Source organism: Flavobacterium cupriresistens (genome assembly GCF_020911925.1).
GTDB classification, from domain to species: Bacteria; Bacteroidota; Bacteroidia; order Flavobacteriales; family Flavobacteriaceae; genus Flavobacterium; species Flavobacterium cupriresistens.
In genome coordinates, this window is record NZ_CP087134.1 from 3,498,572 (window position 1) to 3,520,714 (window position 22,143).

General features: G+C 36.6%; 15 protein-coding genes. 13 read left to right on the top strand and 2 right to left on the bottom strand.

Annotation, left to right across the window (positions count from 1 at the left end; genetic code table 11):
• Positions 1–112 precede the first annotated feature (112 nt).
• Both LNP23_RS14945 and LNP23_RS14950 read left to right on the top strand, forming a co-directional pair.
• Positions 113–673 carry a Crp/Fnr family transcriptional regulator gene (locus LNP23_RS14945; RefSeq protein WP_230001805.1) on the top strand — a complete coding sequence of 187 codons (561 nt, stop codon included), beginning with the start codon at positions 113–115 and terminating at the stop codon, positions 671–673.
• A gap of 69 nt (positions 674–742) precedes the next feature.
• Positions 743–1,072 (top strand): DMT family transporter, encoded by a 330-nt coding sequence (locus LNP23_RS14950; RefSeq protein WP_047776512.1) that lies wholly within the window; start codon positions 743–745, stop codon positions 1,070–1,072.
• An 80-nt stretch (positions 1,073–1,152) separates the two neighbouring features.
• Here the strand turns inward: LNP23_RS14950 and LNP23_RS14955 are convergent, their stop codons facing one another.
• Together LNP23_RS14955 and LNP23_RS14960 are read right to left on the bottom strand one after the other, a co-directional pair.
• On the bottom strand, positions 1,153–2,178 hold the full coding sequence (locus LNP23_RS14955; protein WP_230001806.1) for a hypothetical protein: 1,026 nt from the start codon (positions 2,176–2,178) through the stop codon (positions 1,153–1,155).
• The gene (locus LNP23_RS14960; protein ID WP_230001807.1) at positions 2,169–3,401 is read right to left on the bottom strand and encodes a hypothetical protein; all 1,233 of its coding nucleotides are present in this window, start codon (positions 3,399–3,401) and stop codon (positions 2,169–2,171) included. The genes LNP23_RS14955 and LNP23_RS14960 overlap by 10 nt, the downstream gene beginning before the upstream one ends.
• A 348-nt stretch (positions 3,402–3,749) precedes the next feature.
• Here LNP23_RS14960 and LNP23_RS14965 point away from each other — a divergent pair, with 348 nt between their 5' ends.
• From LNP23_RS14965 to LNP23_RS15015, 11 genes are all read left to right on the top strand, one after another.
• Positions 3,750–4,346, top strand: a complete 597-nt coding sequence (locus LNP23_RS14965) for a TetR/AcrR family transcriptional regulator (protein ID WP_230001808.1) — start codon at positions 3,750–3,752, stop codon at positions 4,344–4,346.
• Between the two features lie 6 nt (positions 4,347–4,352).
• Complete coding sequence (locus LNP23_RS14970; RefSeq protein ID WP_230001809.1) at positions 4,353–4,580, top strand: hypothetical protein; 228 nt, start codon at positions 4,353–4,355, stop codon at positions 4,578–4,580.
• A gap of 21 nt (positions 4,581–4,601) precedes the next feature.
• Positions 4,602–5,840 carry an MFS transporter gene (locus LNP23_RS14975; RefSeq protein WP_117610311.1) on the top strand — a complete coding sequence of 413 codons (1,239 nt, stop codon included), beginning with the start codon at positions 4,602–4,604 and terminating at the stop codon, positions 5,838–5,840.
• A 475-nt stretch (positions 5,841–6,315) separates the two neighbouring features.
• Complete coding sequence (locus LNP23_RS14980) at positions 6,316–7,326, top strand: LacI family DNA-binding transcriptional regulator (RefSeq protein ID WP_047776518.1); 1,011 nt, start codon at positions 6,316–6,318, stop codon at positions 7,324–7,326.
• Positions 7,327–7,631: 305 nt separating this feature from the next.
• On the top strand, positions 7,632–10,721 hold the full coding sequence (locus tag LNP23_RS14985) for a SusC/RagA family TonB-linked outer membrane protein (protein WP_230001810.1): 3,090 nt from the start codon (positions 7,632–7,634) through the stop codon (positions 10,719–10,721).
• Positions 10,722–10,737: 16 nt separating this feature from the next.
• A complete protein-coding gene (locus LNP23_RS14990) occupies positions 10,738–12,252 on the top strand; it encodes a SusD/RagB family nutrient-binding outer membrane lipoprotein (RefSeq protein ID WP_230001811.1) in 1,515 nt (504 codons plus the stop codon).
• Positions 12,253–12,713: 461 nt separating this feature from the next.
• The gene (locus LNP23_RS14995; RefSeq protein ID WP_230001812.1) at positions 12,714–14,705 is read left to right on the top strand and encodes a beta-mannosidase; all 1,992 of its coding nucleotides are present in this window, start codon (positions 12,714–12,716) and stop codon (positions 14,703–14,705) included.
• A 94-nt stretch (positions 14,706–14,799) separates the two neighbouring features.
• Positions 14,800–17,070: a GH92 family glycosyl hydrolase gene (locus LNP23_RS15000; RefSeq protein WP_230001813.1), complete on the top strand. Its 2,271-nt coding sequence runs from the start codon at positions 14,800–14,802 to the stop codon at positions 17,068–17,070.
• A 194-nt stretch (positions 17,071–17,264) separates the two neighbouring features.
• Entirely contained in the window at positions 17,265–19,550 is a 2,286-nt protein-coding gene (locus tag LNP23_RS15005) for a GH92 family glycosyl hydrolase (RefSeq protein ID WP_230001814.1), read from the top strand.
• Between the two features lie 5 nt (positions 19,551–19,555).
• Positions 19,556–21,019 carry a glycoside hydrolase family 125 protein gene (locus LNP23_RS15010; RefSeq protein ID WP_230001815.1) on the top strand — a complete coding sequence of 488 codons (1,464 nt, stop codon included), beginning with the start codon at positions 19,556–19,558 and terminating at the stop codon, positions 21,017–21,019.
• A 23-nt stretch (positions 21,020–21,042) separates the two neighbouring features.
• A complete protein-coding gene (locus tag LNP23_RS15015; RefSeq protein ID WP_230001816.1) occupies positions 21,043–21,954 on the top strand; it encodes an ROK family protein in 912 nt (303 codons plus the stop codon).
• Positions 21,955–22,143 lie beyond the last annotated feature (189 nt).

Below are 22,143 nucleotides of genomic sequence, written 5' to 3' on the forward strand. Positions count from 1 at the left end.
GTAACTAACGAAGGCTATTGAATAACTGTAGATTTTCAGAAAACAAGATTTCTTTGTCGATTATTTCGTAGCTTACACATTCTATAACGTATAAGAATCTCTTTTTGAAAATATGAATCCATTAATAGAAAAACTAAAGACCTATGGCGATTTAACCGTCGAAGCAGAACGAGAGCTTGCCGGGAAAATCAATTATTTCAGCAAAAAGAAAAATGATTTTCTGTTAAAACAAGGACAAATAATGGCCAGTCTTTTTATGCTTGAAAAAGGTTTGGTAAGAGCCTATTTTATTAAAAATGATAAAGAAGTCAATTCCTGGTTTGGTGTTGAAAATGTAATAATAGGTTCAATTCTTCCTTTGTATGCCGGGAAACCGTCTTTCGAAAATATCGAATTTTTAGAGGACTCTGTGGTATATTCTATTGCAATCAATGACCTGAATGAACTTTATAAAACGTATCCGGAACTCAACACTATTGGAAGAAAACTGGCAGAAGAACTTTGTATTATTCTGGAGGAAAGAATCAATTCATTGCATACAGAAGCTGCAGAAGAACGCTACCTGTCCCTAATTACGGAGTTTCCCGACCTTTTGCAAAGAATAAATTTGGGACACATTGCTTCTTATGTTGGAGTCACTCAGGAAACGTTAAGCAGAATCAGAAAGAGATAGATGATTTTGATGTACATCAAAAAAGCGTTTTGAATTGTTCGCTTTCTTTGTACTTTAAAATCAAAAAAAATGAAATACGTATTCTTGGGCTTAGCCATTATATTAGAAATCGTGGGTTCCAGCTTTCTGAAAAAATCGGAAGGATTTACAAAACTGGTACCAAGTATTGTAACAGTTGTGGCTTTTGTAACTTGTTTTTACTTTTTTTCGCACGCTTTAAAATCGATTCCACTTGGGTTTGCCTATGCGATTTGGGCAGGTTTTGGGATTGTGTTGACGGCGATTATTTCGGTAATTCTCTTTAAACAAAGTCTGGATCTACCGGCAATTATAGGTATACTGCTTATTGTTTCGGGAGTGGTCATAATGAATGTATTTTCGAAATCGGCCACACATTAATTGAAATACTTGTGAAAAAGATATAGTCTTTGTTTGAATAAAAAAAAGCTGCTTCAATTTTTTGAAGCAGCTTTTTACTATTATTTTTGTTCGCTAATGTTAGATTTCTTTAGCTTGAGTATTCTAATTTGTTTGTTGGTCTTATCCGATAAGAAGATGCGATCCTCCAATTGTGTAATTCCCATGATTGTACCGAAAGAATTTTTCCCCATAATATCAGTAGCATTTATTCTGGCCGTATAGGTTTGATTTAAAAACTCCTCTTTTGGGTAAAATCTTAGATAATCAACCGAATCAACATTCTCAGAAGTTATGGCCCAATCAGCACCTAAAGAGACTGTTGTTGGTTCGCTCTTCGAAATTGGTTTTGCTGAAGGCTGTAACGGTGTAACAAGAGAAGCTGCTGCATTGGCACGAATAGCTGCAATATTGTAAAGCAAATAGGCTTTGGAATCTCTTCCGGCAACAACCAGATTTCCAACCGCCACATCCATAGAATACATTTCATCAAAACCGCTTAGGGTGTTTAGTTTTGCAATAGGAGTGAGGTTCCAATTACTGCTTTCTGTAATTTGAGAGGTCTCAAAAACTTTTATAGAGGCGTGTTTTTCTTTTACAAAAACCAATCCGTCTTTTACTGTAACTCCAAAAACGTGAACAAAAGTGTTCCACCATTGACCGTTACCAACTGTATTGATTCCCAGATTAGTGTTTTCGTCTAATACAAAAAGACGTGAATCAACACTTCCTAAATAAATTCTATTATTGTCAACAGAAACAGAAGAAAGGTTGGTAAAAGGAATCGTCGTAGTTCCTTTGGTATAAGCCGTTAGAGATTTGATGTATTTCAGGCTTTTTGCATCAAAAATTTCAAGAACATCACCGTTGCAAACGTATAATTTTGCGTTGGCAATAGTTATTCCTCTTGGATCTAAAGCTCCGGTTCCGTCTCCAATTTGTTTGGCAGTTATCGTTGCCTCTTCAGTTGGATAGTAATAGGAGTAGTCTGTAGGGGCATTATTTTCATCTTTATCGCTACAACTTGTTAATGCTAAAAGCAGTACGAAAACCAGTTTTGGTATATTGAATAGTCTTGTTAGTTCCATTTTCCTTCTCCTTTATATTTTAATAAAAATGTATTTTTTGGATCGATTTTAAAAACCGGTTTTTTATAAGTTCCTTTCAGATACTGTGTTTTAGTATAGGTTTTTAATATATCAGGATCCGTAAATGGAAGATCGTCTAAGTAAATCAGGTATTTGTAAAACTGCGTCAGCATTTCCTGTTGTCCGCCACCTTCGCCACTGTTGGCAAAATTACTGTCATGATTGTAACCGGTGTGGTGCGAATATTCATGAGACCAAAGCGACATTTCTCCGTTCCAGTGTCCTGTTACGTATCCGCCTTCGTATTGTGAAGCCAGTGCTCCGCCGCCCCATGCAGCATCACCGCCAACCATTGCCATGTAGAGCGTTCTTCCGTCAACATAGTCCCAGTAACGCTTTTCAATTTCGGCTTTTGTAAAATAGTCATATTGGCCATTTGCATCCGCAGTATTGCCATGCCAGTCTGTAGCGCCCACTACGGCTGTTCCGGCAAGTGCAGCTTGTTCTTTTTTATAAACATCAAAGTTATTATGTGTTTTATAATAAATAGGATGACTCAACGCATAAGAGTAGTTAATGATCATGGTAATAGCTTCCTTGGCTAATACCGGATTCATTGGTAAAAACTTTCCAAGTTCTTCGATATGATACCCGTCGTGAAACTGAACCAATTGTGAAGATTTAATTTTCTTGAATTTTGCGAATAAAGGATCAGAGGATTCGATTGAAAATTCAATGCCTCCGGATGAGAATCCATCTATTTTGTCGATAGTAACGGTTTTTCCGTCTTCTAATTGATAATCATTTTTGGCCGCTACCAATGGAATTTGGTGAACAGAGCGATGAAAAGCAGGAATTTGTGTAAAATGATACAATGCAAAACGTTTGCTATAATTCGGTAATTTGGCATAGACCACTACATCTTTAAGACCAACCGGCGAATAAAGAGATAGTTGTATAGAGTCCTTTCCTTTTTGTATGATCTGTAAAGGTTGATTCACTCTAAACCATCGGTCTTTTTTGTCGTACATCCTTGCCGGATCTTCATTATCCGCAAACATAATCATCGGATGATTCGCAGCAGGTAGTTTCTCTGCATCAATTTGGGCTAAATAATGCGGTTCATAAGCATCCGGCTCACTGTCGCTACAACTTGTCTGTAGCGCAATGGCTAAAAATAAGGAGCCTATTGTGAATAGACTTCTGGAAAAAGTAGGTTTCATTGTCGTTAAAATTTTGGGGTTAAATGTGGGGTTTTGTAGTATGTCGCTTAAATAATTTCTATAGGCTTGTAATTAAATAATTAAGAATAATAGGTTTAATTTATTTGCCGGCAAAATAACGGAATTATAATAGCTCTACTGCAATTTTGAAGCAATAAATTAAAAATTATTTCGCAAGGCTTGCTTTTATTAGGGTTCAGGATTTAAGAGAACCTACATGAGTTTTAGGCAGCACTATTTTTTTTGTTAAAGGAGCTTTCAAAATTGATAGTTAGGGCTTTGGAAAAAAAATGTTTAAATAAAAGAACGTTCATTCACTTATTATTTTATCTTTGCTAAAAAAATGGCATGAGAATAAGAGATATTGATAAAGAAAAACTGGTTGTTGCAAGAGCAATAGATCAAATCGTGCAGGATGGATTTCAGGGTTTCAGTATGAACAAGCTTGCAAAAGCCTGCAATATTTCGGTAGCGACATTATATATTTACTACAAGGACAAAGATGATTTAATTCAGAAAATAGGGGCAACCGTTGCGATTGATTTTTTTTCAAGCACAATTAAAGACTTCTCACCTGAAATGTCTTTTGAAGAAGGATTGTGGATACAATGGGTAAACAGGGCTGATTTTACCATGAAATATCCCAAGCAAGTTGCTTTTTTTGAGATCATTAAACACTCGCCACATGGGGAAATAATATTGAATTCTACCACCAAATTCTCAGATTTCAGAATGATAATGAAACAGTTTATTGATAATAGTTTGCAAAATAATGAACTTATTCCAATGTCTTTTGAAGTTTTTTGGGCTATTGCCTATGGACCATTATATACTTTGTTGAACTTCCATACTGAGGGTAAGAGTTTGGGAGGGAAGCCGTTTGTTCTTACCGATACAATGATGAAAGAAGCTTTTACCGCAACCATAAAAGCTTTAAAACCATGAAAAATTATGGAAACAGATTTAAACACAGTACATGTTTTTAAAACAAATATTGATAAAATTAGCTCAGCAGCTATTTTATCTGAAACACTAGATAATCATGTAGGGATACAGCAATGGAGTATCGATTACGAAGATATTGATTGCGTGCTCCGCATCGTGTCAGAAACCCTTAATCCGGATACAATAAAGAGTATCATTAAAAGACTTGGCTATGAGTGCCAGGACTTGCCTTAACCTAAAGAACAACCTGTTAAAATGGAAAAAAATACTATAGAAGCTCCTGCTTTTACCACACATCAAAAAATTATTATTGCCATATTGGCGCTTTTACAATTTACCGTTATACTTGATTTTATGGTGATCTCTCCGTTGGGGGATATCCTGATGAAAACACTTGATATGACACCCTCAAAGTTCGGTTTTGCAGTTTCCGGATATGCTTTTAGTGCCGGAATTTCGGGATTACTTGCGGCAGGTTTTGCAGATAAATTTGACCGAAAAAAATTGCTGATTTTCTTTTATACGGGATTCATTATAGGTACCGTTTTCTGTGCGCTGGCCTCAACTTACGAGATGTTACTTTTGGCGAGAATCGTGACAGGACTTTTTGGAGGTGTAATCGGTTCTGTTTCACTGGCAATTGTGACGGATTTGTTTGTAATTCATCAAAGAGGCAGGGTGATGGGATTTATACAAATGGCCTTTGCAACCAGTCAGATTTTGGGAATACCGGTCGGACTCTATTTTGCCAATAACTGGGGATGGCATTCCGCCTTTATTATGATTGCAGTTTTGGGACTATTGATTCTTGCAGCTATTATAACACAAATGCAACCGATCACAAAACATTTGGAACTACAATCAGACAAAAGTCCTTTTCTGCATCTTTGGCATACCTTAAGTAACAAACACTATCAGGTTGGTTTTACTGCCATTGCATTCCTTTCTGTGGGAGGTTTTATGTTACAGCCTTTTGGGACAGCCTTTTTGGTTAATAACATTCATATCAGCCATCTGGAGTTACCACTGGTCTTTTTCTTTACGGGACTTTCTGTACTTTTTATTATGCCTTTAGTTGGGAAATTAAGCGATAAAGTCAGCAAATTTAAGTTGTTTGCAGTTGGATCAGTCATCTCGGTAATTATGATTTTAATTTATACCAATCTTAACCCGATCCCTATGTGGGAAGTAGTAGTGATTAATATGGTATTGTTTATGGGAATCATGAGCCGTATGATTCCGGCAACGACGTTAAACACTGCTATTCCAGAGATGAAAGACCGTGGCGCTTATATGTCTATAACGTCATCGCTACAACAGATTGCCGGTGGTATTGCGGCTGTTTGTGCGGGTTTTATTGTGCATCAGGAAACCAAAACGTCTCCTTTAGAAAACTACGATATATTGGGCTATGTAATTGCGGTTATTACCCTATGTACCGTGTTTTTAATGTGGAGAGTAAATCAATTAGCAAAAGCAAAAGATAAAGTTTAATTGAAAAAAGAAGATTTTCGAGATCGTTTACTAAGAAGGTTTTCGAATAGATTTTATAAAGAACTAAACTAAAAAAAGACAATCGTTTGATTGTCTTTTTTTGTTTTTAGTATTAAAAAAACAGAAAGCAAAAACATTTAAGTAAGAAGATATGTGCAAAATCTATTCGGATTAAACAGTAATACGACTACTATCAAAATAAATTTTTCAGCGATAAAGTAAGAACTTAACTCCAATTTAACTTTTCTTTATTTTATAGGGAACAGAGGTAAAAACAAAGTTAAAAAACGATGAATATTCTGTAAAATTAAAAATGAGAATTATAGGTAAAAACTTTATAATTACTGATTATTATACTTTAATTTGGCTTTAAAATAACGATTTGTTTAAAAAATATTTTACTAAAACGATTTTGTAAACCCTATTTATATATATTTGTCCAAAGCATTATAAAGCCATTTAATAAAAAACGTTAATGAGAAGAATCACTATTAAAGATATTGCCACCGAGGCCCAAGTGTCTATATCTACTGTATCTTTTGTTATTAACGGAAAAGGCGAGAAGATGGCAATTAGTCCGGCTGTTATAAAAAAAGTTCAAGAGGTTGCCGAAAAGCTTCAGTACCGACCAAGTATGATTGCCAGTAGTCTGAGAACAGGAAAAACGAGATCAATTGGTCTTATTGTAGAAGATATTTCCAATCAGTTTTTTGCTGATTTAGCGAGGGTAATAGAAGACGAAGCGAAAAATATTGATTACAGAGTTTTTTATTGCAGTACCGGAGATGATGATCAACGTTGTGAGGAATTAGTGCAAAGTCTTTTGCAGGCCAATGTGGAGGGGTTTATTATCACACCGACAAAAAATTTAGAAAAAAGTATTGATTTGCTTTTAAAATTGCAAAAGCCGGTAGTTTTAATCGATAGGTATTTTGCCAATCAGGAAGTAAGTCACGTCGTAATGGATAACTATGAAGGTTCTTACTCAGCTACGAAATTTCTAATAAATAAAGGACGCAAAAATATTGCCGTTGTCAATACTAAATCTGAAATGATTCAGATGAAATTAAGGGAAAAGGGTTATACAGATGCCCTGAAAGAAGAAGGGATTTATGATGAAGCCCTGACGCTTCACTTAGATTACCATACTGATGAACAAAGCAGAATCGATTCGATTGCGCATTTTTTTCAGCAAAATCCCAAGATTGACGGTGTTTTATTTTTGGCCAACTATATGGGACTTGCCGGTCTTCAGGCCTTTAGAGGAATGGGGTACAGAATCCCGGATGATCTTTCAGTGATCAGTTTTGATGATCATGATAGTTTCAAATTGCATACGCCAACCATTTCTGTCGTAGCGCAGCCCATAAATGATATTGGGATTAAATCGATTGAGCTCTTAATGAGTCAGATGACAGATTTTGATTCCTTTACCGTAGAGAAAGTACTTAAAAAAGGTACATTGATTGTTAGAGAATCGGTTTAGATAACCTATAATTTTTGAAGTTAAAAATAAAAGAAAAAGATAAATTATTGCAGTAGTTTTTTTTTAGTCATTTTACTAAATCGTTTTAGTAAAATCAGTAAACAAAAAGAATCGCTTTTAGTTGCTTCTTTTGAGAAAGAGATACATAGAAAAAACAGTCTTACAGCTTTATTTTTTGGGCTATTCCGAGAGCTAAACTTGCCGCTTTTTTTCTTGAAATGGAGTTCAAAATTTTTATTAATATTTAAAAACAAACGCGTTAGAAACAAACAATAATCAAAACAATTAAACCAAAAAAAATGCTTATGAAACGAATTTTAGCAGTGTTAGGAATGATATTGTTCAGCAGCTTAGGTGTTGTTGCGCAAAATCGATTAATAACAGGCATAGTGGTAGATGCAGAGAACAAGGGAGTTGTTGGTGCATCGGTTGAAGTACAAGGAAAACCGTTTAATGCCATTACTGACTTTGACGGTCAGTTTAAATTAAATGTTCCTGAAGGTAAAGTTACTTTAAAAATAACTTCTTTAGGTTTTGTATCAAAATCAGTGGTACTTCAAGAAAATGAAAGCAAAATTTCTGTTGTATTGTCAGAGAGCAATCAGGAATTAAATGAGGTGGTAATTACTTCTTTCGGTGTTAAAAAACAAAAGAAAAGTATAGGATATGCCGTTGGAGAATTAAAAGGGGATGAACTGACGAAAAACAAAGAAATTAACCTAGGTAATGCCCTTCAGGGGAAAATTGCAGGGGTTAACGTTTCTGCACCGGTTACGGGACCTTCAGGTTCCAGTCGTGTGGTGATTCGTGGTGCTACTTCAGCTTCAGGGTTTAACCAGCCTTTGTATGTAGTAGACGGTATTCCGATAGACAATACGCAGCAAGGAAATGCAGGAATGTGGGGAGGTGCCGATAAAGGTGATGGTATGTCTTCTTTCAATCCGGATGATATTGCTTCGATGTCGGTTTTAAAAGGAAGTGCCGCTTCTGCTCTTTACGGGTACAGAGGATCAAATGGTGTTATCTTAATTACGACAAAAAAAGGAAAAAACGGAACAGGTTTAGGAGTAGATTTTAGCTCAAGTGCAACTTTTAATACGCCTGCAAGTCTTTTGAACTGGCAGGATCAATACGGAGCAGGAGCTCCTGTAAATGGTGTTTATACGAGATTTAGCGATTTGCAGGAACTAAGAGATTCGTACTATTTTGCCTGGGGTGATAAATACGACGGAACAAATTCACTTTCCATCGATGGTACAACAAGACCTTACAAAGCCTATGGAAAAAACAATGTGGAGAATTTCTACAGAACCGGATTTTCTTTCAGTAATACTTTAGCTATTTCGGGTGGAAATGAAACTACTAATTTCAGATTATCTTTCGGAAACACAAAAGACGAATCTATTTTACCGGGAACAGATTTTGGTAGAAATAACCTGTCTTTGAGTTTAAACTCGTCTCCAAATAAGAAGATCAATGTAGAAGCAAATGCACAGTATATCTCAGAGAAGAGTGATAACAGACCTTACTTGAACGATTCTCCAAGAAATCCTTCTTTCCCGACTGTTTTCCTGACTCCGGGAACAGACATCAGATGGCTTAAAAATGCTTACGATCAAAATGGAGGTGAAGCAGATTATTTTGGTGCGAATGTGTATCATACCAATCCATATTATACTACAGAACAGCCTTTAAACGAGGATCTTAGAAAACGTTTTATTGGTTCGACAAAAGTAACGTATAATATTACAGACAAATTTTATGCAAAAGCGGTTATCGGTGTTGATGATATTAATTATGAATATACTGAAATTGAGCCAACAGGAATCAATTACAATCCTGGAGGATCTTATGAAAACAGAATTGAAAATCGTTCAGAAGTTAATGCCTCCGGTTTTTTAGGTTATAGAGGAGACATCGTTAAAAACCTGTCACTAGATGCTTTTGTTGGTGCTAACCGTCAACATAACAGATACAGTGGTATTAAAATGAAGGGAAATAACTTTATTGTACCATTTGAATATTTCTATGGAAATACACAACCGGACAAAACAGAAAAATTGTTTTCTGAACGTGAAGTAAACTCTCTTTTTTACTCGGCAGATTTGGGATACAAGGATTTTTTATATGTTAGTTTAACAGGTCGTCGAGATTGGTTTTCTACTTTAGATCCAAAAGACAATAGTATTTTTTACCCATCAGTAAGTACCAGTTTCATTTATTCTGAAGTGATAAAATTACCGGAGTGGATGTCTTATGGTAAACTTAGAGCAGGTTGGGGTAATGTAGGAGGTGGATTGCAGGATGCCTATGCCTTAGACTTAACGTATACAACACCGGACGGGCAAACCGATTCGCAAGGACAACCGATTTTAGGTGTTAACGGAGAAACCGTTCCAAATAGAAACTTAAAACCTTATAACGTAAGTACAATTGAATTTGGTTTTGAAAATACATTTTTCAATAACAGAGTAAGTACAGATTTGACTTTCTATAGCAAAAAAACGACTAAAGATATTGCTGATGCAGACATTTCTCAGGCAGCAGGATACAGAACAACCAAAATTAATGTGGGACAAATCCTGAACAAAGGGGTGGAGTTTGCAATCAACGTAAAAGCGATTAAAACGCCAAATTTTTCTTGGAGTGTTGGATATAATTTTGCTTATAATGACAGTGAGGTTATTAGTCTTTCTGACAAGATTAACACCAAATCATTGGAAGGAAACAGAGACTCAAGAGCTTCTGTAGTTTTAGAAAAAGGACAGCCTTTCGGAGTAATCAAAGCCTATGATTATTTAAGAGACAAAAACGGAAACATTGTATTAGGAACTGATGGTAAATTTTTGAGAGGTGATTTAATTATTGCAGGACAAGGAGTAGCACCAACTTCAATGGGACTTTCAAATGATTTTACCTATAAAAACTTCACATTATCTGTTTTTGTAGATGCTAAATTTGGAGGAGAAATTTATTCGGCGACTAACCAATTGGGAACACGTTACGGATTAGCTCAAAGCACACTTGAAGGTCGTGAAGGAGGAGTTGCCGTATCGGGTACAGATGTAAATGGTAATCCGGTTAACAAACAAGTATCTGCATACGATTACTGGAGAAGTTATAGTGATGTAACCTCAAACTTTGTATACGATGCTGATTTTGTAAAGCTTAGAGCAATTTCTTTTAGTTATAATTTTCCAAGCTCTTTTATCAAGAAATCACCATTTCAATCCATTAGTTTAGCTTTCTCTGCTCATAATTTATGGACGATCTATGATAAAGTTCCGAACATTGATCCGGAATCTAACTATTCTAACAGTAATGCACAAGGACTTGAAAGAGCATCTATGCCTTTGACAAGAAATTACGGTGTAACGCTTAATGTTAAATTCTAATACTAAAAAGTAAAAAATGAAAAATAAATATATAAAAATATTTTGCGTTGCAATAGTTAGTACACTGGCATTAACATCATGCGACAAAGGATTTGAGGAAATGAATACCAACCCAAATGCCTTGACAAAACCTGCGGTAAAATCAATGTTTACCCTGGCTGAAATTTATGTAGACGGACAAGATTTTTCTAATACAAGAGGGAACAATGCTTATGCAGCACAAATTGTACAGCATTTTTCTTCATTGGGTGGACCAGGATCAAAATATACCTATTCTCCCGAATATTCAGGTTCTCTTTTTGGTGAATCGTATGGAAAAGGATTGAATCAGATCATGCAATTGTTATCGGTATTGGAAAATACGCCTGAAAACTCTAATATGATTCAGGCTTGCAGAATCATGAAAGTATTGATGTTTCAGAAATTGACAGATACTTATGGTGAGATTCCTTATTTCGAAGCAGGAAAAGGATATAACGGAAATATCTTTTCACCAAAATACGATACACAAGAAGCAATTTACAATGATCTTTTAAAAGAATTAGACGAAGCAGGAACAGCTTTAGATGCGAATAAACCATTTGTTGGTAATGCCGATTTGTATTATCAAAGTGATGTGGCAAGATGGAAAAAATTAGCCAATTCATTAATGTTGAGAGTCGCCATGCGTTTGTCTAAAGTAAACCCTGCAAAAGCCAGAGAATTTGTTGAAAAAGCAGCTGCAAAAGGTGTTTTTACTTCAAATAATGACAGTGTTGTGCTAAAACATGATGCAGGCCCTCCAGGTGTTAAAACGAATCCAATTACTTCTTCATGGGTTAGAAATGACTTGAACGGAGGAGAAGCAAACATTAAATACAGCAAAACTTTCATAGATGCGTTGAAAAATACAAATGATCCGCGTTTAAGAATTTATGCCAAATTGGAAGCAACCGGAGATAATTCTCCTGCAAGTCAGCAAGGTCTTGCTAATGATGCTAAAGAATTTCCGGGTGGGGATAAAAAGCTTTTTTCAGACCCGAATACTTCAACAGTATTGCGTTTAGATGCACCAACTTTAATTTTGTCGTATGCCGAAGTAGAATTTATATTGGCAGAAGCAGCAGTTAAAGGCTGGAGTGTTGGCGGAACAGCTCAAAAACACTACGAAGACGGAGTAAAAGCTGCCATGGAGATTCTGACTATTTTTGGAGATAAAGTGCCGGCAGTTTCAACTACAGAATACAATGCATATATCGCTGCTTTCCCTTTTAAATCTGCTGGGACAGAAGCGCAAAAAATTGAGCAAATTATTGGTCAAAAATGGATTGTTCTATTGTTTAATGGTTTTGAAGCTTTTTCTGAGTACAGAAGAACAGGTTATCCGGCACTGGTTCCTGTTAATGATGTAAACGGAGAAACTCAAGGTACTATTCCAAGAAGATTAGTTTACGATCAGTCGGAGTTGATAACAAATGCGGACAATTACAAGGCAGCAATTCAACGTCAGGGGCTTGATGTTATGACAACCAGAATCTGGTGGGACAAATAGTTTAAAATATATATTGGTTGGTTTGTTAGAATAAGTCGGGTAATTTCCTTTTACCCGGCTTATCTTTAAATCGTTTATTGATAAGTTTCAAATAGAATTCTTATGGTATGGATTGGATGTATTGCTCTAATGTCTTTTTTTTCGCAGCCGCTAAAATTGCTTTTGCTGAAAAAAAGGGGATTCTTTTTTAATACACTTATAGCAATCACAGCACCAAAAAGAATAGCTTTTAGAACTGTTAATAAGTTGATTTAATATACTGTTACTACAGTTAAATTGATTAAATTGTAGTACAAATTCCCGTTAAATTATGCGCAGTATAGGAAAATGATTTCTGAATATTTTGTTAGTTATTCGTTGACATGTACCCCTAATGAGGAGGGATAATGGTGTAGCGCTTTATTCCTTCTCCTACTGCCAATAATTAAAATTCATATACTATTAATTTATTCCGAAATAAAATGAATTTAAAAAAGCACTTTTACAGCGTAATCTGCCTTGGTCTTATCCACTTTTCATCGGTAGCTACTGCTCAGAATATTGATTTAAAAAAGGATTGGAAGTATCGTGAAGAAAAAACACAAAAATGGTATCCGGCAACTGTTCCTGGAGAGATACATACCGATTTGTTGAATAATAAAACAATCCCCGATCCATTTTACAGGGACAATGAAAAAAAAGTGGTTTGGGTAGAACGCAAAAACTGGGAGTATAAAACGACTTTTCAGGTAGCTGCAGCAACGCTAAAAAAGAAAAACACCGAACTGGTTTTTGACGGATTGGATACTTATGCCACCGTTTATCTTAACAATCAGTTGGTTCTTAAAGCCGACAATATGTTTCGTCAATGGCGTGTAGACGTTAAAAAGGTGCTAAAGTCAGGAAACAATGATTTGGTGATTGTATTTCAGTCCGCACAAAATGTGGTTGATTCTCTTGCTAAAAAAGACCTGCCTTTTGTAATTCCCGATAATCCTCGTGCCTATGTTCGTAAAGCACAATATCATTTTGGATGGGATTGGGGACCAAAATTCACAACCTGCGGAATATGGAAAACCCCACGATTAGAAGCCTACGATAAAAAAGAGGCAGAGAAACCGTATGTCCTAAACCGTAAAATCGAATTGGTACAACAGCCCGATAGTCTTGGTAAATCATTTTACTTCAAAATTGATGGTAAACCGGTATACATGAAAGGAGCCAATTATATTCCTTCGGATGCTTTTCTTTCCAGAGTAACCAAAAAAGAGTACGAAAAGGTAATTGCGATGGCAAAAGACGCCAATATGAATATGCTTCGTGTTTGGGGTGGCGGAATTTATGAAGACGACTATTTTTATGATTTATGCGATAAAAACGGAATTTACGTCTGGCAGGATTTTATGTTTGCCGGTACGATGGTTCCGGGCGACAAAGCCTTTTTTGACAATGTAAAAGAAGAAGTGAAATACCAGGTGAAACGTTTGCGCCACCATCCAAGTATCGTTTTGTGGTGCGGTAACAACGAAGCAGATGAAGCCTTTAAAAATTGGGGATGGCAAAAAAGTATGAACATGTCGAAAAAAGATTCCACCCGTTTGTGGCACGATTATGTTCGATTGTTTCAAGACAGTATTCCAAAATGGGTAAAAGAAGTAGACAATAAGCGCCCTTATATTAGTTCTTCACCTCTATTTCATTGGTCGAAAGAAAAAAGTATTACAGAAGGAGACAGTCATTACTGGGGAACTTGGTGGGGACTGGAAGATGTTGAAGTCGTAAAGAATAAAACGGGTCGTTTTGTGAGTGAATATGGCATGCAGGCCATGCCCAACTATTCGTCTATAGAAGCCTTTACGTTACCCGAAGACCGATATTTGTATTCAGACATTTTACAAGCCCATCAAAAAGCAGGGAAAGGTTTTATAAAATTAGATTCCTATTTAAACCGGTATTTTATAGACTCCACTAAAATTAAAAAAATGAATGTGGAAGATTATACCTATCTGACCCAATGTTTACAGTATTATTCTCTTAAAAATATTATAGGCATTCATCGTTCTAAAGCTCCTTACAATATGGGAACTTTAGTTTGGCAGCTCAACGATTGCTGGCCAGTAGCAAGTTGGAGTGTGACCGATTATTACAACCGCCAACCTAAAGCAGCCTGGTATGCCATGCGCGAAGCTTACAGGGATGATATCACGCCTCAAATAGATCTGACCCGTCCAATTGACTTGCAGTTGGAAGACCCAAAAATAAGTTGGCAGGTCAAAGGAAATAAAGTGGTTTTAAAAGCAACAAAAGCAGCAAAATATGTATACATTTCTGTAAAAGGATATACCGGAAAATGGAGTGATAATTATATCGACCTGACCGCCGGAGAAGAGAAAACGCTTTCATTTGAAGGTAAAATAGCAAATCCCGATATTAAGGTTGTCTCTCTATACGATGTTTTGAAAAAATACAAATAATGTAAAGACGCACAGCAGTGCGTCTCCACATACACGGTAGAGACGCACTGCTGTGCGTCTCTACGGGAACGTGTCAACCAAAAAACAAATAAAAATGAATAAAAGATACCAATACATTGTTTTTTCAATAATGATGCTGATTAATTTATCGGCATTCGCACAAGAAATTAAAAATAAAACCACCAATGACCCCACTGATTATACCGGTTATGTGAATCCTCTCATAGGATCTGCCGGTCATGGGCACGTATTTGTTGGTGCAAATGTTCCTTTTGGGGCGGTACAGTTAGGACCGGTAAATGTTTTTGAAGGCTGGGATTGGTGTAGTGGTTACAACTATGCGAGTAATACGATTTTGGGTTTTACACATACCCATTTGAGCGGAACAGGAATTGGAGATTTAAATGATATTCTTTTGCTTCCCGTATCCGGTAAAGTTGCCCTTACCAAAGGAACAAAAGAAGACATGGTAAACGGTTACGGTTCGTATTTCTCACACAAAAATGAAGTAAGCAAACCGGGATATTACAGTGTTTTATTAGACAAATACAAAATCAAAGCAGAACTAACCGCCAGCGAAAGAGTAGGTTTTCATAAATATACTTTTGATTCCGCTACCGATTCACACGTGCTACTGGACCTTGCGGACGGAATCGGATGGGACAAACCGGTTAAAACATTCATAAAGAAAATAAACGAAACAACACTTGCAGGATATCGTTATTCTAAAGGCTGGGCCAATGATCAGCGCATTTATTTTACAATCGAATTTTCAGATCCAATGTCGGCTGTTACTTTATATGACAGTATTTCTCCTGTAAAAGGAAATGAAGGCGAAGGCTTGAAAATGAAAGCCATACTAGATTTTAACACCTTAAAAAACAAACAGGTTTTGGTAAAAGTGGGGATTTCTCCTGTAAGCTACGAAAATGCTGCTGCCAATATAAAAGCAGAGATTCCAAATTGGGATTTTGACAAAGTAGTAAAAGAAGCAAATAACAAATGGAATAAGGAACTGCATAAGATTCAGATAAAAGCAGACGATAAAACCATGAAAGTTTTTTATACGGCATTGTATCACACTATGTTTGCACCGTCCATTTTTAATGATGTCAACGGAGATTACCGCGGAACCGATAAAAAAGTATACGAAAAAGCCAATTTTACCAATTACACGACTTTCTCACTTTGGGATACCTACCGTGCTTTGCACCCTTTGTATACCATTACACAACCGGATAAGATCAACGACATTGTTAAATCGTTCTTAGCCATTTATAAACAACAAGGCAGACTACCGGTTTGGCATTTAATGGGGAATGAAACCAATACAATGAATGGGAATCATTCCATAGCAGTAATTGCAGACGCTTATCTCAAAGGATACAGAGACTACGATACAGCATTGGCTTACGAAGCCATTAGAAAAACCGCCATGCAAACACGCGACGGAATGGATTACGTTCAAAAATTGGAATATATTCCCGCAGATAAAATGTTAGAATCAGTTGGAAATGCTTTAGAATACGCCATCGACGATTACTGTGTGGCGCAAATGGCAAAAGCACTAAACAAAACAGAAGACTATGTTTATTTTACCAAAAGAGCCAATTTATACCGACTTTATTTCGATAAAGAAACCACATTTATGAGAGGTAAATTAACAGATGGAAATTGGAGAACGCCTTTTAATCCGCTTTCTTCTGCACATCGCAAGGATGATTATGTAGAAGGAAATGCCTGGCAATACACCTGGTTAGTTCCTCAGGATCCTTATGGTTTAATCGATTTATTTGGCAGTGAAAAACAGTTTTTAGATAAGTTAGATTCCTTGTTTTTAATTACAGATAAAGTAGAGGGCGAAGAAATTTCTCCCGACATCAGTGGTCTAATCGGACAATATGCACAAGGAAATGAACCCAATCACCATATTCCGTATTTGTACGCCTATGCCGGACAACCTTGGAAAACTGCAAAATTAATTCGTGAAATCGATGATAAATTTTATTCAACCAAACCCGATGGTTTATGTGGTAATGAAGATTTAGGTCAGATGTCGGCTTGGTATGTTTTCTCTGCGATGGGATTCTATTCTGTTAATCCTGCCAACGGAATTTATGTTTTGGGAAGTCCATTAGTAAATAATGCCGTAATCCATCATAAAGAAGGAGTTTCCTTTACTTTAAATGCCGTAAACAACAGCAATATCAATATGTACATCCAAAAAGCGGAATACAATGGAAAGCCCTACACGAAATCGTACATCACACACGATATGATCGTAAAAGGAGGAGAACTGAAATTGTACATGGGCAACAAGCCTTCACCAACTTTTGGAGTAAATAAAGAAGACAGACCTATGTAAATAAACGTTCCTAACTGGTTTTTAAAACCTGTTAGGTATAACGGTCAATCAATAGTCACAGTCGCAGTTTGCAGTCACAGTTTTAGTTTCAGTTCAAACTAATCCTGCAAAGTTATTAAAACCTTGCAATTATATAAAAATAGAGCCCACAGCTTACATTTTAGAAACCACATTTCACATTTAACAATACTACCATGAAAATAAAGAGTTTAATTTTTTTAGGATTAGTGCAATGCAGCCTTTTTGTAAATGCACAGGTGAAGACCTTAGATCCTGTAGAATATGTAAATCCTTTAATGGGAACACAATCTTTACCCAATCTTTCTAACGGAAATACCTATCCGGCGGTTTGCAGACCATGGGGAATGAATTTCTGGACACCACAAACCGGAAAAATGGGTGACGGATGGGCTTATACCTATACAGCGGAAAAAATCAGAGGATTTAAACAAACCCACCAGCCATCGCCTTGGATGAATGATTACGGACAATTCTCGATTATGCCGGTTACCGGTAAATTAGCTTTTACCGAAGACGAACGTGCCAGTTGGTTTAGTCATAAAGCAGAGGTTTCAAAACCGTATTATTACAGCGTTTATCTGGCTGACTATGATGTTACAACAGAAATTACCACCACAGAAAGAGCGGCTCATTTTCAGATTACATTCCCGGATAACGAAAATTCGTCTATTGTAGTGGATGCTTTTGATAAAGGCTCATATATCAAAATTATTCCATCCGAAAATAAAATTGTTGGTTACACAACCCGTAACAGTGGGGGTGTTCCGGAGAATTTCAAGAACTATTTTGTTTTACAGTTCGACAAACCTTTTTTGACTAATGCCACTTGGAATGAAAAAAAACTGGAAAAAGGGAAGTTAGAATTTTCGGGAACTCACGTAGGTGCAGTAGTTGGTTTTAAAACTAAAAAAGGAGAAAAAGTAAATGTAAAAGTGGCTTCTTCCTTTATCAGTTTAGCTCAGGCTGAATTGAATTTAAAAAACGAATTAGGCACCGCTTCTTTTGATGAAACCGTAGCAGAATCTAAAAAAGAGTGGAATAAAATTCTAGGAAAAATAACAGTAGAAGATAACAACGAAGACCAATTAAGAACTTTCTACTCTTGTTTGTACCGTACAGTTTGTTTCCCTCAAAAACAATATGAAATTGACGCAGAAGGAAAAACAGTGCATTACAGTCCCTACAACGGAAAAGTTGTACCGGGTTATATGTTTGCAGGAACCGGATTTTGGGACACTTTTCGCGCCTTATACCCTTTGTTAAATTTAGTATATCCTTCTATAAACAAAGAAATGCAGGAAGGTTTGCTAAACGATTACAAAGAAGGCGGTTTTTTGCCGGAATGGTCCAGTCCAGGTTTTAGAAATGTGATGGTAGGGAACAATTCAGCTTCTGTAGTTTCGGATGCTTATATGAAAGGATTGCGAGGTTATGATATCAATACACTGTACGAAGCTTTACTGCATGGTGCCAATAATGAAGGTCCAATGGATGCAGTAGGAAGAAAAGGGGTGAACTATTACAATACTTTAGGTTATGTTCCTTACGATGTGAAAATTAATGAAAATGCCGCCAGAACACTGGAATATGCCTATGATGATTTTGCGATCTGGAAATTAGCGCAAGCATTAAATCGTCCGAAGAAAGAGATTAAGTTACTCGAAAAACGAATGATGAATTATAAGAACCTGTATAATCCTGCTATCGGACTAATGAGCGGAAGAAACAAAGACGGAAGTTTTCCGGCGAATTTCAATCCGTTTAAATGGGGAGATGCTTTTACCGAAGGCAATAGTTGGCACTACAGCTGGAGTGTATTTCATGATGTTCAAGGTTTAATTGATCTCATGGGAGGAGCAAAATCTTTTACAGCCAAGCTGGATGCAGTTTTTACTACACCTCCGGTTTTTGATGATAGTTACTACGGATCGGTAATCCATGAAATTCGTGAAATGCAAATTATGAATATGGGACAATATGCACACGGAAATCAACCAATTCAACACATGATTTACCTGTACAATTATGCCGGAGAACCTTGGAAAACCCAATACTGGTCCAGAGAAGTCATGAATCGTTTGTATAAACCAACTCCGGATGGTTATTGTGGTGATGAAGACAACGGACAAACTTCGGCCTGGTACATTTTCTCGGCAATGGGATTTTATCCGGTATGCCCCGCTACAGAAGAATATGTTCTTGGTGCACCCTTATTCAAGAAAACAACCTTACAGTTAGAAAACGGAAAACAGCTTATTATAGAAGCTCCAGGTAATTCGGCAAACAATAAATATGTAAACGAATTAAAGTGGGACAATACAACCTACACAAAAAATTACATCAATCACTTTGATGTATTGAAAGGTGGAGAATTAAACTTTGAGATGAGCAGTTCTCCTAATTTACAAAGAGGCACAACCGCCGGAGCGTATCCCTATTCTTATTCAACTTCAAAATAAAATTTATGCAATCACGTAGAAAATTTATAAAAAATACAGGAATTTTTTCAGCAGGACTATTGGCCATTCAAGCAAATGCTTTTGGACTAAATTCGGATGATTTTCAGTTTACGGTTAAAGATTTTGTGAGTAAAAGACCTCCGTTAGCAGAAAGAAAATTTACCAGTCAAGCAGTCGAAGCGGTAATTGTCAGAATCAAAAAACAAATCGCAAATCCCGAATTGGCTTGGTTGTTTGAAAACTGCTTTCCCAATACATTAGATACCACAGTCGATTTTGAAATCATTGACGGAAAACCCGATACCTATGTAATTACAGGTGACATTGACGCCATGTGGTTGCGAGACAGTACAGCGCAAATCTGGCCTTATATTCCGTTTGTAAAAGAAGACCCTAAATTGGCCGAATTGGTCAAAGGAGTAATCAACCGTCAGGCAAAATGTATTCTATTAGATCCGTACGCCAATGCTTTTTATAAAGATTTTACTAAGGAAAGCGAATGGAAAAATGACTTGACCAAAATGCAGCCCGGTATTCACGAAAGAAAATGGGAGATTGACAGTTTGTGCTATCCCGTTCGATTGGCGCATGGTTATTGGAAAGAAACCGGAGACATCAGTTTGTTCGACGACCAATGGAAAAAAGCGATGTTATTGATACTGCAAACTTTTAGAGAACAACAACGTTTAGACGGAAAAGGAGGCCCATACAGTTTTCAGCGTCAAACGGCCTGGGCTACAGATGGGGTTCCATTAGCGGGCTATGGTTATCCGGTAAAACCTTGTGGATTGATTGTGTCAACGTTCAGACCAAGTGACGATTGTACTTTGTTGCCTTATTTAATTCCAAGCAATATGTTTGCGATTGAAATATTGGGTTATCTGATCGAGATATTCTCTTTGCCGGCACTTAAAGACACTGATTTAGTAGCAAAAGCAAAAGAATTAAGAGAGCAGGTAAAAAAAGGATTAAAGGAAAACGGAATTATAGACCATCCGAAATTCGGGAAAATTATTGCTTTTGAAGTGAACGGATACGGTAGTTTTCACATGATGGACGATGCCAACGTTCCTTCTTTATTGTCTTTGCCTTATTTGGGAGCAATCGCACCAAACGATCCTTTATATCTTAATACCCGAAAAGTGGTGCTTTCAGAAAACAATCCTTTTTTCTACAAAGGAAAAGCTGGAGAGGGGATTGGAGGCCCGCATACAGGAGTAGATACAATTTGGCCGATGAGTATTGTGCTGAGAGCGATTACAAGTGTTGACGAGAAAGAAATACAAGCCTGCATTAGCAATCTGATCAAAACAAATGCAGATACCGGATTTATGCACGAATCCTTTCATAAAGATGATGTCGCAAAATTTACCCGAAAATGGTTTGCTTGGGCAAATACCTTATTTGGCGAGATGATTGTTCACACCAGTAACAAATATCCACAAATTTTAAAGAATAAAAATATTTAAAGAAGCAAGTTAAACCAGGAAAAATGAATACACCACACGCCATTGGGCTAGATATAGGGGGGACACATATTACAGCAGCAGTTATCGATATAACAGAGATGAAAGTTATTGACTACTCTCTGCAAAAAGAATCTTTTGACTCTAATTTACCGGTTGATCAGGTTATGACCATTTGGGAAAAAGCAATTTCTGCCGCCATAGAAAATTCTAAAATTGAAAGTATGGCTGGTTTGGCAGTGTGTATGCCCGGTCCGTTTGATTATCAGGAAGGGGTTTGCTGGATAAAAGGGCAATCCAAATACGAACATTTTTATGGATTGAATGTTAGAAATCTGCTTTTGGACAGTCTTAGTCTCTCAGCCGATTTTCCGGTACTTTTTGAAAATGATGCCGTTTGTTTTGGAAAAGGAGAGGTTTTCAAACAGAAAGAAAACTTGTCCAAAAAAGTAATCGCAATTACGCTGGGTACAGGCTTAGGGGCTTGTTTTATTGACAAAGGAGTTTCGGTAACCACAGGAGATTTGGTACCCTTAGACGGAGAAATATACAATCTGCCGTATAAAGAAGGTATTGCCGAAGACTATGTTTCGGTACGCGGGCTTTTATCTCATTATCATGCTTTAAGTGGTACAACACTAAATAATGGGTTAGAATTGTATAATTTGGCTATTAAAGGAGATCAATTAGCAATCAGTGTATTCGAAAAAATGGGTACTGATCTGGCAGCAATTGTTATTCCGTGGATACAAAATTTCAGTGCGGATCACATTATTATCGGAGGTAAAATAGCCAATGCCGGTGCTTTATTTTTACCATCCTTTACGAAAAGCGTAAAAGAAGCCGGTATCGAAGTTCAGGTTTCTGTTTCGAATGACAATGAAGCCGCTGCATTGTTAGGAGCGGTAAGTTTGCTTTGTACATCGCATTCTAAATAATAAAAAGAGGAATAAAAAGAAATCAATAGGCGCAATAACGAAACGCATTTATAGATAATTGCAACTAATGAATAAGTGATTTAATTCTTATTTGACGTTTGTGTCTGAAAATTAATCGATTCAGGAAAATGAATTGAATTGTTTAAAGGATTACTCGGAATAACCGAAAGCGACGTAAGTAAATAAGTA

Bases quoted from the DNA above. Each gene is read 5' to 3' on its own strand.
- LNP23_RS15010 (WP_230001815.1), top strand. From the start codon at position 19,556: ATGCAATCACGTAGAAAATTTATAAAAAATACAGGAATTTTTTCAGCA.
- LNP23_RS15005 (WP_230001814.1), top strand. From the start codon at position 17,265: ATGAAAATAAAGAGTTTAATTTTTTTAGGATTAGTGCAATGCAGCCTT.
- LNP23_RS14945 (WP_230001805.1), top strand. From the start codon at position 113: ATGAATCCATTAATAGAAAAACTAAAGACCTATGGCGATTTAACCGTC.
- LNP23_RS14955 (WP_230001806.1), bottom strand. From the start codon at position 2,178: ATGGAACTAACAAGACTATTCAATATACCAAAACTGGTTTTCGTACTG.
- LNP23_RS14995 (WP_230001812.1), top strand. From the start codon at position 12,714: ATGAATTTAAAAAAGCACTTTTACAGCGTAATCTGCCTTGGTCTTATC.
- LNP23_RS15000 (WP_230001813.1), top strand. From the start codon at position 14,800: ATGAATAAAAGATACCAATACATTGTTTTTTCAATAATGATGCTGATT.
- LNP23_RS14950 (WP_047776512.1), top strand. From the start codon at position 743: ATGAAATACGTATTCTTGGGCTTAGCCATTATATTAGAAATCGTGGGT.
- LNP23_RS15015 (WP_230001816.1), top strand. From the start codon at position 21,043: ATGAATACACCACACGCCATTGGGCTAGATATAGGGGGGACACATATT.
- LNP23_RS14990 (WP_230001811.1), top strand. From the start codon at position 10,738: ATGAAAAATAAATATATAAAAATATTTTGCGTTGCAATAGTTAGTACA.
- LNP23_RS14980 (WP_047776518.1), top strand. From the start codon at position 6,316: ATGAGAAGAATCACTATTAAAGATATTGCCACCGAGGCCCAAGTGTCT.
- LNP23_RS14975 (WP_117610311.1), top strand. From the start codon at position 4,602: ATGGAAAAAAATACTATAGAAGCTCCTGCTTTTACCACACATCAAAAA.
- LNP23_RS14985 (WP_230001810.1), top strand. From the start codon at position 7,632: ATGAAACGAATTTTAGCAGTGTTAGGAATGATATTGTTCAGCAGCTTA.
- LNP23_RS14965 (WP_230001808.1), top strand. From the start codon at position 3,750: ATGAGAATAAGAGATATTGATAAAGAAAAACTGGTTGTTGCAAGAGCA.
- LNP23_RS14960 (WP_230001807.1), bottom strand. From the start codon at position 3,401: ATGAAACCTACTTTTTCCAGAAGTCTATTCACAATAGGCTCCTTATTT.
- LNP23_RS14970 (WP_230001809.1), top strand. From the start codon at position 4,353: ATGGAAACAGATTTAAACACAGTACATGTTTTTAAAACAAATATTGAT.